The following is a 12108-nucleotide window of genomic DNA, read 5'->3' on the forward strand; positions in this document are numbered from 1 at the left end:
AGGAATTCACTGGGTCATTACCACCTGTTTCTTGACGATTGAATCCTGCGACAGAGGCAAACTAAACAAGAAGCCTCTAAATATTGCCGGCTTTTTCCTAACTTACGACGGACACTCCTGCCAAAATAGAACAATAATCTCTTGCTAACTTCAGAAACCCAAATCTAAGGCCGTAGTCTGCCGCGCAACGAGCAGTCGCATCCGCGTACCAAGCACTATTCTCAACGCGCTCCAGGGCGACGTCCATCCCCGAAAAGGTCTTTTCAAAATATATTCCCGTGACGCCATCCAACAAATAGCCCTCCAAACATCGCGACACAGACACCAATACCGGCTTTCCTAGCTGCATAGCTTGCAAATATACAAGCTGCCCCGAACTGGCAGTTGGATCCAAAAAAGGAATAATAACAGCCTTGCAGCGCCTCAAATAATCAAAATACTCATCACCAAAGACACCTCCAACAACAAAAAAATTACCTGACTTTGACTGCAATTTCTGGTCTGTCAAAACGTAACATGATCTATTTTGTCGAGATTGAAAATAATCCCTCAAAAACTCGTGATCTCTATTGCTCCGACCAACTGCCAGATAGAAATCACCCACCTCTCTTTTGCTAATGAATGTTTCAGGAACATCCGCTGCCGGATATAAAGTATAAGCAAATTTATGCGCAACTTTCGGGAATAATTTTTTATATAAATCATATTCCGCCAAATTATAAACAACAACCTTCTTCACAGCATCAGCAGATAGAGAAAATGCCAGAACACTAAGCCACAAACCTTGCCTTTTAGACGGGGTCAATATAAACGTCAACACATCAATGCTGGCTTTTGGGCGTACTCCGATAAACTGAAGAGCGTGGAACAAGAAGCCGAGGCTCACTCCATATGCCTGCTGCCAGCAAATGACTCGATCGCAGCTCCAGCTTTTAATAAAAAGTCGCAAAGAGACCAAAACATATAGCGGCCAGACTACAGAATACTTTACAAATCTAGGTTGCTTACGCGGAAATCGCGCGCCTATAACTTCGACATTCGCCCCTGAACAATCAGCCAAGACATCTGCGAAACGAAATCCTAAACGCGGGTCCCATGTAATACCAATGACAAATTTCATATACGAGCCCTAGTTAACGCATTCATAACTGAAGTCCGCGCCGACTTCAATTTCTCAGCAAACACCTTCGCATATGCCATACCAGGCAATTCAACATAAACATGAAGAATGTAACAAATTATCACAAGAATAGGGACCAAGCACCCAATAAATAACCAATGAAAATTCTCTAAGGGCTTAGTTGAGGCTTTGAGAAGACCGCCAAAGAGCACAAATAGAATAATTCCATGGAAGAGATAGATCCCGTAGCTTAGATCACCGAGAAGGCGCATTGGTGCAGATTCGAGAAAAGCAATTCTCGCACCCATCACTATTAAGCCAAAAAACAAACCCAACCCCAAAATTGCGAACCCATTATATGGATTTGGAAAGGAGACTATCAATATAACTGGGAGCATCGCAACCGACCATTTAGCAGGCCTAGAGTTCACCCAGGACATCAGCCCAAATTTATGCCTCAACCAAGCGAAAAACATTCCTATCAGGAATGAACCCCAGTAATAATCGAAGGAACTCCTAGTGGCTAAAACGAGAGTGAAAGCAATTCCAAAAATAGTAAATAAGTTCACTGGGGAGCGCTGGCGCCATACCAGGAGCGCTAGTGCCGGCAGGCAGAAATAAAACATCCATTCGCGTGTCAGGGTCCATGTAACCCCAGCGGTTAGAAGCTTTGTGTCCTTTAGGCCATTTATGTCCGGAGCCCCCAACATCAACACCCATTTTAAAACGGGAATTAGAGTCTCTCGTATGCCCACCCATCCACCCCTCCCGAGCAAGGTGAGCACTACCAAGACAGATAAAATTAGAGCAATGTATAAAGGAAATATTCTAAAGAATCGCCCTATGTATAGATTTAACCAATCTAGGCCGGGCTGACGAAGTATTTTCCCAAAAAAAAGAAAACCCGTGATCATAAAAAAAATGATCACACTGCCCTTACCTAAAAAGACAAAAAAGGATGATTCAGGAATAGCCCATATTCCGCTACTGTGATATGAGCGCCAAAAAAGTGCGTGATGGATAAAAACAAAAAAGGCACAGCATCCTCGCAATCCGTCTAGAGCAGGTATGTGAGAATTATCAGCATTGACACGCTCTAAGAATGTAAGTACCCATGCTAAAAAAACCCCAATTCCGAAAATTGCGGCGGCATAGATTGCATGAACGTCTACTACACGAACAGTTGAGTCGAACAAGGTTACTAGATTATTCACTGGCTCTTTGGTATGCAGTCAATGTTTCTGCCGCAATTGATCGCCAATCGTAGCTTTTAGCTACGACGCTTCTATTAGCTTCAGAATCGTATTTTTCAGGGCCTCTGAGTAAAACAGCTTCGATTCTATTTCTCAATGACTCAATATCACCGAGCTCAAAATATTCAGATTCCTTGAGACCCACCTCTAAATTAGGGGAAATGTTACTAGCTAAAACAGGGCAGCCGGAACTCATAGCTTCCAGCAATGCAATAGGAAGACCTTCATGAGAGCTCGGCAAGCAAAAGACGCCAGCCCATCGGTATAGTTCGGATAATGTCTTTCCAGACCGAAATCCCGTCATAATAACATCATCTACTATTCCCGCTAGCTTCTCTATCTTCTGCAAATAGTCAGACTTGTGGTCTGCCGCACCAACGATAACCAATTTTATATGCTTCCATTGCTTATCCTCCTTTAGTTGAGAAAATGCCGAAATGAGGTCATCTTGGCGCTTTTCGGGAACTAATCTACCAACAACAAGAATATATTGGAATGGCCTAATACCAAACTTCTCCAACTCTTGACAGGAGGTTGGAATCGACTTCAACTCAACTCCATTGGGAATCAAGAATGGCACAACCTGATACTTCTCCTCAATTAATTTTTTTATTCCTTGACTAATGGCTATAACCGCATTCGCATGCTTCGAACCACACATCTCACCTAACTGTAAAAGACGACTAGCAAATCGACCCCATTTTTGCCGATGATAATCCTCCCCGTGATGAGTGAATACCACCCTAAGTCCTAATATTCGCGCCAATGGCGTGAAAAGTCCAGGACCTACTGCATGAATATGAATCAGATCAGGTCTTAGAATGAGCCCGCAGTAAAGTACCGACAAGAAAGTATGAACAACTGTTTCCAACGAACTGAATCTAGGACAAGGTAAAGACCTGATGGTTACGCCCTTATATGATTGCTTTTTTTTGCTTAAATAAGGGCTTCTTCCGAAAACGGTAACGTTTACCCCTCGTTCAACTAAAAGCGGGTAAAGATGTTGGGCGTGTGTTTCGATTCCACCTTGGATATTCGGAAATCCACGCAATCCCGTAACAGCAACCTTCATTGCTGCTCCTTTGACAATGGAGGAGCCAATCCGACCGCTTTGCACATCCCAGAAACAAAATTCTCCACCATATTCTCGAGGGTATATTTATTTGCAGAAATGTATGCGTAGTCTGACATGACCTTTAGCAAATGGGGGTTTTCCATCAATTCAATAATTGCGTCCGAATAACTTCTCGCATTTTCCGCTGTGAGTTGCCCATTCTTTCCTGCTTCGAGATATGAAATCTCAGGACTGTGTTGCGCTGTTAATGTTGTGATCATAGGAAGCCCCATTGACAACGCATCGAGTACATGAAGCCCAACTAAACCTGGATTCAGAACAATATCGGCCACCCCGAAATAGAGTGCTTTCTCAGCCCCCCTTTTTGCCCCAACCCATTTAATCCAATCATAAGGATTAATGGCCTCTTCCAGCCATGGGCGGTCTGGCCCGTCACCTACAATGATCATTCTAAAATTTGGATTGCGCGCATGAACCAATTTTATCGACTCAAGCAGCAACTCCAGTTTTTTATCGGAATATAAGGAGCCGCAGAAAAGCCCAACAAAAGAATTCTCTCTGAGGTTGCACTCCGCTTTCACGCGCTCAACGTCAGATGGAAGTGCATTAGTCCAATCTCTACGCAACGACTTAACATCAATCGCGTTATTTAGAACAGTTATTCTGGCTTCAGGGAAATTAGCAGATATGACTTCATTCTTACTAATATCTGTGTATGCAAACCACCAGTCTACCCATCTAAGAGTTGTATTCTTCCACTTCTCACGCAGCCCGCCTGGAGCTCGCGTCTGAAAGTCTCGGCCGTGGCCCCAATATGCAACTTTGGGCCCATTAAAAAAATACCTCTTTAAAATCCAGTAGTAATTGGACAAGAGCCTATTTTCTTGCATGAAAACGATCAGATCCGCAGCCTGATGCTCCTTTGGGACAGGCTGCCAACAAAGATCTTTTTTTTCTCCTATAGGAAAATAAAGATTTTTAACCTTATGAGCCCAATCCAGATGCCCTTCGTCATTCTTGGCCAGCTCTCGTGAGTAGGGGTTCCCCACTACAAGAATTATGTTTAGCCCAGCCTCGCGCGCTCGATCCCGAAGCATATTAAACAATCCCATTCGATAATGGAAAAGCCTGTACTGCATTAGGACTATGTTTTTCATTTGGCGAAAATCCTTTTATTCTTCAGTGCTGAAGCCACGGTTCTCAGGTACGGCCAGGCAAAAAGAATTGGCGCCATAATCCCACCATGCCTGAAAGTAAACCGAAACCAAGATTTGAATGGCAAACCTTTAGGCGATTTTATGGCTAACCAACGACCGTGGAGGGAGAGGCTTTCGTCCTCAAAGGTTCCGCGAGTTGAATTTCTAGAGCATGTTCCAACGAAGCCGGGTGCGAGCAAAATTAATACCCTAGCTTTTCTCGCTCGCAATCCATAGTCCAGATCGCCCATACCGTGCTCGAAGAAGGGGTCAAGTACTCCGATGGCGGATACAGCCCCATTAGAAATTAGAACGAAATTCCCGTTAAAAGTGTCACACTTTTGGACATCTAAGCTTGGTGCAACAATGGCGGTCTTAAGCGTTTTCCAGCTTGATATTCTTCTATGAGCGCTATATGTAACCGTTTTTGTCTCACTGTCCATTGTGGCTCCCACCACTATGATCTGTTGGATGGGTCCGCCATTATTCTCAGCCACGGATAACAGTTGGCGAAGTGCCGAACTATGTAGCATGGTGTCATCATTAAGCCATACGTAATAAGACGTACGACCTAAATCTCTAACATGTGAAAATAGCATATGCATGGCCCTGTTCCAATACAAGCCACCAGCATGTCTAATAACGTTGACGGTAGGGTAGGCCTTTTCTATGGCTTCCGCGGTGCCGTCAGTAGAGCCATCATCCAAAATCCATATATCCACGACATAATTTGGCTCATTCTCAAGAAGTTGCAACCGCCTCAAACATTCCAGCGTCTTTTGCCTTCGGTTGAAACAGGCCATCATTATTGAAATCACAGGCCGGCTGCTCATTCAATTTACCTCGTCCATTTTCGATATACCATCACCCAAAATCCTTAATGGAAGCCCGTTGCCAGACAATGAGGTAGGGCCTTTAATTATCTCGCCTAGCACTGTGGTTGCTTCTGCATTTTCCGGTATCTTAAACTTGCCTTCCGGCCAGACAATCAACATATTCGGTTTAGCCACACCAAATTTGCATTGCGCTACTGCCATTTTCGGGCGATCTCCACACTCGGTAACCTTCTGCCCCGTAGACCACACTGCAACCGCCCTCGTTGCCATACCTACCATATTCATTTGCCGTCTATTCTTTCGTGTAAGTCCCATAGTTCGGCTGTCCCAAGCAAACCAATAGAATCTGTCAAGCCCAGAAACTGCTCCCCACATAAGATACTTGGTAGCAAGCGAAGCAGCCTCAACTTCCGAGTGCACCTTGTTCAATCCGCCCCATTTTGATGCTGGCTTCACCTCATCTTCAAGATTTTGCACAAGCAGACCAAATTCAGTATTCCATATCGGCATCTTGGCAATGCCCGCTTCCCGTATGATTTTTTGAACCTGCTGAACTTGGCGGGTCAAATGAAACGGTCCAGTCCCTTGGTATTCATATGAATGAAAGCCTAGAACATCGATACACTGTCCGCCGCCCATTTTAAGAAAGCTCTTTAGCCTCATGCCGACTTGCGCGTCGCCGGTAAATGAAGGGCTTACTACTAGAACTTTAGGACTTAGCTCCTTAACCTTTTTATAGGTGGCACAGGTTAACCGGACCAATTGCTTCATAGAACCATGGTACGAATGCCCAATGCCTCTGTCATCTGTAGTATCAGGCTCGTTCCATATCTCAACGGCCTCAATGCGATTGGGGTAACGGCCCAGCACTCCTTCAATATAGCCTAGCCAATCGCCCTCGTTGGCTGGTGTGGAGGATGAGCCATCTTGGCCAGAGAGTGCCTTTGCTCGGGGATCAGCTGCAGCCCACTTAGGAGTGGAGCTACCCAAGGTCCACAAGACCTTCATCTTTGATTTAGAGGCGATGTCCATGTAGACGTCAGCCACCGAAAAATCTAGCTGTTTCCCTGCCACTGGAGCCATATCACGCCATGTAAGACGCTGGGCAGTGTGCAGTCGCCATGCGCCAAAATAGTCCGGGATCGAACTCGCCGTAGTTTTTGCATCTATCTTTTCTCCGCCTGGATAAAAGATGTGTATACCAAAATACTCAGGTTTCACCTCATGCCCCTGACTAAAGGCAGTGACGGGGAGCATAGAGAAAGCTAAGTATATGTATTTCGCAAAACTCATAGCCTCTCACCTTTCTAAATAATAACTTTAGTCGGCGCGTTCATTTCTGGTCTTCTGCACTCGGTGACAATCTTTAGGCCCACCTTTTTTTCCTTTAAGAAAAGGTGTCTATATAGAAGCAACAAAACCACTCCATTTGCCGAGATTGTGTGATTGAGGAAAGGAGCTTCGGTCATGCACCTTATAATAATAAAAATCCACAGCAGCATCGATACGCCGCCGTCTTGCTTTCTGACATCAAAACTGAGCCAACCAACAACAGAAATGTGGAAAAGCAATGCGAGCAGCCCTATCACCCCAGATTCACCTAGAGTATGCACAAATTGATTGTGCGCCATTCCCACAAGATTAAAGAGGTGTGGAGGGGCATAGTCTCTGCGAAAATCTGGCCCCCAAAGTAGAGGGCCGAAACCGAATATAGGATTATTCTTCCATGCGTCTAAAGTGATCTGCCATATCTGCATACGTCCACTGAAGGTTGCGACCTCTTGAGCAGCGGAGTTTGAAAGCCTTGACGATGCATCCATCAGAAAGAAAGGCATAGCGCACAACCCTAGCCCAATAGCGCACATTGCAACGGCGCGCTGCGAGACGGTGCCATTAGGCCGTATTAACAAACCCACAAAAAACAATGCGAAAAGTGCAGCCAAACTTGCTTTTGATTGGGCAAGAATTAAGGTAGCCAAATTGAGAAGAATCCAGAATATTCGGGCCCTGCTCTTTATTTCAGGACTAAAGATATACAACAATACTGCAGAAGCCGCAATAAACCCAGTTGTAGTGGGCGTACCCAAAACCCCACTGAGTCTAGAGTTAAATCCAGGCAAATACTCTGTACCTGGCACAGTAACAGCAATGGATGCTACTGGGAGCAATGCTAGAGAAACTAAAGCGCAGAAATTGGCCAGGATAAGAAATCCACGCTGCAGCAGACCAACAGTAAGTACATCTCTAAAGTGCCACACCATTATCAATGCCGCAGGAAAATATAGTATTTTACGAAAATCTCCTGACCACGGCCTGACCTTCACGATGCCGAAAAGAGCAGACAATAGGCTAGCTCCAATTATTGAAAGTAATGACGCCCAAAAAATCAACGCCCAGTTATCAAAATGGTGAACAGCTTTCCCTGAATTGTGTGACATTCTTTGAATTACTGCCAATACTGCCCCGACAGCAGAAACCAACAAAAAGGCCAGGACAACAGCTTTCGAGCCCATCCCGGCAAGTGTTGATATCACACCTGCTCTAGACGCGACATAGTACTGGAATGGTGAAGGCACGACCAAAGTTAGCGCTAGTGCGGCGAGGCACAACAACGTCACTAGAGACCACCCAACCCAAGGCGAAGCCTTATTATTGAAGGTCCAGAACAGTCCAAAGCAAAGTCCGATTGCGGCGACAAGCGCAAAAACTGCAGCGAGTAAAGGTATAACTATCTGCATATGTTGCTAAATTTCTTTGCCAGCAAAACCGAGCTTCTGAAAATATATCGCCGCGTAGCGGCTAGCCCCGCTTCTCGCCCCAAACTCTTCACGACAGAGAGCAGCGCTATTACGGGCTGCTATCTTAAATTTATCCAATTCGTCAAGTAGAGTATCCAACGCCTTCGCCATCCCGTCAGACGTCGGAGGCTCCCAAACACAGGATTGACCAAACATAACCTTAAGATCTCGCAAACCATGTACATCTGAAAAGATGCAAGGTATTCCCATACCTATAGCTTCTAACGCGGCTATACTAAATCCTTCCTTGAGCGAAGGCATTACGTAAATGTCCGCGCACTGCAGCACGGTCTTGGGATTTTCAAGACGGCCCAGAAATCGTACGCTATCCTTGAGCCCCCGTTCAACGCATACTAACTTTTCGCTGTCTTCGTGAGTGCCTGTACCAACATGCAACACCAGGGTTTGGGGAGAACTCTTTCGTCCGATTGCTTCGAATAGCGCGATGTGATTCTTGATCTCGGAGCAGTTTCCGAGCAAAACCAAAACAACGGCCCTTTCTGAAATCTGCATCTCTTGCCTTGCCAGGACTCTTTCTGCAGATGTTGGCGCACTGAAATTAATGGCGTCGTACCAATTCGGCACTAAGCTGGTACGGTTATAAAGGACGTCACGCTCTACTGCACTTACAGTTGGCCCAATGGAGACATGCATCACACCACACAAGCGCAGGAATTTTCTTTGAGCGGCCCTAATTGCCCTCATGAATCCTTTATAGTCAAATGCATTATGAATGGTTCGAATTACAGGCTTACCACTTAATCGTGCTACCATCCCGATGGTAAAGTTTGCATTTTCCGTATGAAGATGAATAAGATCATATGGCTTCAATATATCCTTCAACCTCTTACAGAAAATCAAGCTATTCTTTGCAAATGGGAGATGTATGACACCATACCCAGAGTTTTTTAGTTGTGCAGCAAAATTTCCGACTTCTCTACCAGTGGACAAAACGTCGGCATCAACATCAAATTCTTCCCAGAATTTCGCCGCGACCTTAAGCATTACCTCTGCACCGGAAGGTTTCAACTCGTTCAAAATGTGCAAAACTCGGATTGCCATGAGTCACCTGGTGATCATAGCAGTGACAAACTTGATGCCAAGTGTGTCGTCAGCAAAACGCTGGGAATGCTGAATTAACGAACTTATTTGCGTTGCATCTCTCTGAGAGGCTAGGCTGTCATATTTCCACATCAACCGCTCTAATTCATGATAATCAAGAGACTTGAGCAATGGTAAAGTATCTGGCAATATTTCTTTTGCAGGCGAGTATTCTAAAGCCACCGACGGGCACCCTTGTCGAAGAGCTTCCACGATTGGATAACCGAAACCTTCACAACGGCTAGGAAAAAGTAATGCGACCGAGCGCTGATATAGAGCATCCCGAACCAAGTCGGTAACATGCGGCAACCAATGAACGCCGATTAAGCCCTTCGCTTCTGCGCTATTCTTCCAGAAATCTATCCCCGCCCTACCACCGATGAGGACTAGATCAGATTTCCCTCCTTGCGCTTTGTATTTTTTATAAGCACTAAGTGTGATATCTGTACCTTTACGAGGCCCAGTAGCCGAAAATGCGATGAAGAACGGTTTATCGATTTGAATTGACTTTAGTGCGTCGAGACCAGCGTCTACACTAAGGGTATGAGATTTTACAGAATTGTAAATCTCCGAAATGATTTTACCAGCAGCCTTTGGATAATTGGCAATAAAATCCCTGCGGGCAAATTGCGATATCGGCACGAGGACATCTGCTCTTCTGATAGCTGTCCAGAAATTAAATCGATGATTCCAATAACCTTTAGAGCGTTTTTGATAGCCGCAGTCCGCTCTTAATCCACACAAATCATGAATTACCGCGAGCACCTTTACCTTGCTTAGCCGCAAGGGACATTGATGATAGGGAGCTATATACCAATCAAATATTATTTTCTTCCTAGAAATCAGGCCGGGAATAAGCCATTGAATCCAATAGGTCTTTCTGAACCAACTTCGTGCCGGGTCCAAAAGCTTTGAAATGTTAGCTGATTGCACTGAAATTTTGGGGAAGTGCGCCAATGAGGCAAGCTGCGCATCGTCGACCCAAGGAACCAGAACAATAATCTCCTCAATCTCAGGTCGCAACGAAAGAGCAGCGATCAACTCGACGGCATATGCCCGTCCGCTTGTGTTCCTCTCACAAACAATTCTGAACCCGTCAATTGCTACGCGTATTTTTTTCGTCATGCGACTGTCTTTTCTTGAAATCGTAGGCCTGCGATTTTACTAACAGCTTTTACCATTTTCGAATGCGGGATTAAAGATGCGATTAAGGCTCTGATCTCTGAATCTAGCATGCGAGGAAATACGACTCTTGCTGCCGTGGCAGTAGTCACCAGTGAAAGTGTTAGCGATACGAGATCTTTCATATTGATAGGCCAGGAAATTACTGCCAACTGGACTGTTGCGACAGTAGCCACGCCGACACCAGCAATGACGAGGGAAGGCAACAAAGCTCGCATGCCCTGACTAATTGGCATGGCTGTAATCTTGCAGAATGTGGCGCTTAAGAGTGCGAACCTGAGCATATACACAAAGGGAATGATCCAAACAGCTGTACTTAGGGGCGCATCTGCGGCCAAGCAGAACAGCGTGACCAATGCTGTCGCCACAATTAGCTGCACACGGAGCTCTCCCCCGACACCGCCCAGCCCCCACAGCATTGAGCCAGTCACCGCTGCCAATGCAATGAATGGACTAGCCACGGCAAAGGCTCTTAGGTAAGGGACAGCATCCATCCATGAGTCGCCATACACCGTTGCAACAATCCATTCGGAGTGAAGTGCGATGATCATGAAGCTTGGCAGAAGTAGGCAAGACAGCAATATCACCATCAAACGATATGCCACGCCTGCACCGCTTGTGTTTTCCTGGCCTCGTGAGGTTGCAGCGAACGCAACTGATTGAACCGCACTTGCCACCATTGAGACGGGTGCTCTTGTCAGGTTTAATGACACGGTATAAAGCCCCAGCGGTATTACTCCCCAGATCCGTCCTACCAATAACCTATCGACGTTCTCCACCACCCAGTTGACCATATTGGTGATGGCCACTTGTAGACCGAAGCGAATGAAAGCGGGGTCCCCGCGAAAGCGAGGCTTAAGAGGATGCCTAGTCGCTGCATAGCCTAACACCAAGCATGAGATTACCTGGGCGGCATACCCCCCCAACAAGCTCCACGCTCCTGCGCCGTAAAGTGCCAAGCAGAGCGACACAACGCCAAAGCCGCCAACGTAGGAGCCCTGCTGAATAAGCTGATACTTGCGCATGTCAAGGTTGCGGCGTAGCAGGCTCATTGAAATGTTGGACAGAGCCTGAAGCCAGATTAGGACTGACGCTGCCTTCAACATGGGCACCAGACGCGCGTTCCCAAAAAGGTCGCCAAGAGTTGGCGAAACTAAGTAAAGGGCAGCGGCAATAAGCGAGCCAAGTACCAGCACAGCCCCTACAGCCAAGCCAATGTCATCGTTCGTCAGCGTCTTGCGTTGGACCAAGGCAGCGCCGAATCCGAAATCCGCGATCAACCAGCCGATGGTCACGAAGATCATTAGTGCAGAGTACTCACCAAACGATTGCGGTCCGAGTATCCGTGCCAATGAAATTTGGATGACGAGTTGAGCGCCGGCTTTGAACGCGATTCCGACATAGGCCCAACCCAATGCAACAATGCTTTTCTCAGCCAAGCTCATATGAACTGCCCACCATCATGTCTGGCGAGGGTACAGGCAGCTGCAAAGCAGCTGCAATGCGCCCTTTACTCATAATGGTCATAGGCCTTGAACCCGGCAATC

Annotated in this window: 10 protein-coding genes; all 10 read right to left on the minus strand. The window is 46.2% G+C overall.

Annotated elements, in window-relative coordinates; translation table 11 throughout:
* Positions 1 to 97 precede the first annotated feature (97 nt).
* The 10 genes from EIP75_RS23440 to EIP75_RS23485 are packed head-to-tail and all read right to left on the minus strand — an operon-like array spanning position 98 to position 12006.
* The gene (locus EIP75_RS23440; protein WP_125245610.1) at positions 98 to 1120 is read right to left on the minus strand and encodes a glycosyltransferase; all 1023 of its coding nucleotides are present in this window, start codon (positions 1118 to 1120) and stop codon (positions 98 to 100) included.
* Positions 1117 to 2334, minus strand: a complete 1218-nt coding sequence (locus EIP75_RS23445) for an acyltransferase family protein (protein WP_158622969.1) — start codon at positions 2332 to 2334, stop codon at positions 1117 to 1119. The genes EIP75_RS23440 and EIP75_RS23445 overlap by 4 nt, the downstream gene beginning before the upstream one ends.
* Positions 2327 to 3445, minus strand: a complete 1119-nt coding sequence (locus tag EIP75_RS23450; protein WP_125245612.1) for a glycosyltransferase family 4 protein — start codon at positions 3443 to 3445, stop codon at positions 2327 to 2329. The genes EIP75_RS23445 and EIP75_RS23450 overlap by 8 nt, the downstream gene beginning before the upstream one ends.
* Positions 3442 to 4605: a glycosyltransferase family 4 protein gene (locus EIP75_RS23455; RefSeq protein ID WP_125245613.1), complete on the minus strand. Its 1164-nt coding sequence runs from the start codon at positions 4603 to 4605 to the stop codon at positions 3442 to 3444. Before EIP75_RS23455 ends, EIP75_RS23450 begins: the two co-directional genes overlap by 4 nt.
* Complete coding sequence (locus tag EIP75_RS23460; RefSeq protein ID WP_125245614.1) at positions 4602 to 5477, minus strand: glycosyltransferase family 2 protein; 876 nt, start codon at positions 5475 to 5477, stop codon at positions 4602 to 4604. The genes EIP75_RS23455 and EIP75_RS23460 overlap by 4 nt, the downstream gene beginning before the upstream one ends.
* Positions 5478 to 6773 (minus strand): glycosyl hydrolase, encoded by a 1296-nt coding sequence (locus EIP75_RS23465; protein ID WP_125245615.1) that lies wholly within the window; start codon positions 6771 to 6773, stop codon positions 5478 to 5480.
* A 14-nt stretch (positions 6774 to 6787) separates the two neighbouring features.
* Entirely contained in the window at positions 6788 to 8218 is a 1431-nt protein-coding gene (locus tag EIP75_RS23470; RefSeq protein WP_125245616.1) for an O-antigen ligase family protein, read from the minus strand.
* 6 nt (positions 8219 to 8224) lie between these two features.
* On the minus strand, positions 8225 to 9340 hold the full coding sequence (locus EIP75_RS23475) for a glycosyltransferase (RefSeq protein ID WP_125245617.1): 1116 nt from the start codon (positions 9338 to 9340) through the stop codon (positions 8225 to 8227).
* A gap of 3 nt (positions 9341 to 9343) precedes the next feature.
* Positions 9344 to 10504: a glycosyltransferase gene (locus EIP75_RS23480; RefSeq protein ID WP_125245618.1), complete on the minus strand. Its 1161-nt coding sequence runs from the start codon at positions 10502 to 10504 to the stop codon at positions 9344 to 9346.
* Positions 10501 to 12006 (minus strand): oligosaccharide flippase family protein, encoded by a 1506-nt coding sequence (locus EIP75_RS23485; RefSeq protein WP_125245619.1) that lies wholly within the window; start codon positions 12004 to 12006, stop codon positions 10501 to 10503. The genes EIP75_RS23480 and EIP75_RS23485 overlap by 4 nt, the downstream gene beginning before the upstream one ends.
* Between the last annotated feature and the right edge of the window lie 102 nt (positions 12007 to 12108).

This window comes from Aquabacterium soli (assembly GCF_003933735.1).
GTDB lineage: Bacteria > Pseudomonadota > Gammaproteobacteria > Burkholderiales > Burkholderiaceae_C > Aquabacterium > Aquabacterium soli.

Excerpts from the sequence above, each read along its gene's own strand:
- EIP75_RS23440 (WP_125245610.1), bottom strand. The coding sequence starts at position 1,120 with ATGAAATTTGTCATTGGTATTACATGGGACCCGCGTTTAGGATTTCGT.
- EIP75_RS23450 (WP_125245612.1), bottom strand. The coding sequence starts at position 3,445 with ATGAAGGTTGCTGTTACGGGATTGCGTGGATTTCCGAATATCCAAGGT.
- EIP75_RS23485 (WP_125245619.1), bottom strand. The coding sequence starts at position 12,006 with ATGAGCTTGGCTGAGAAAAGCATTGTTGCATTGGGTTGGGCCTATGTC.
- EIP75_RS23455 (WP_125245613.1), bottom strand. The coding sequence starts at position 4,605 with ATGAAAAACATAGTCCTAATGCAGTACAGGCTTTTCCATTATCGAATG.
- EIP75_RS23465 (WP_125245615.1), bottom strand. The coding sequence starts at position 6,773 with ATGAGTTTTGCGAAATACATATACTTAGCTTTCTCTATGCTCCCCGTC.
- EIP75_RS23475 (WP_125245617.1), bottom strand. The coding sequence starts at position 9,340 with ATGGCAATCCGAGTTTTGCACATTTTGAACGAGTTGAAACCTTCCGGT.
- EIP75_RS23480 (WP_125245618.1), bottom strand. The coding sequence starts at position 10,504 with ATGACGAAAAAAATACGCGTAGCAATTGACGGGTTCAGAATTGTTTGT.
- EIP75_RS23460 (WP_125245614.1), bottom strand. The coding sequence starts at position 5,477 with ATGAGCAGCCGGCCTGTGATTTCAATAATGATGGCCTGTTTCAACCGA.
- EIP75_RS23470 (WP_125245616.1), bottom strand. The coding sequence starts at position 8,218 with ATGCAGATAGTTATACCTTTACTCGCTGCAGTTTTTGCGCTTGTCGCC.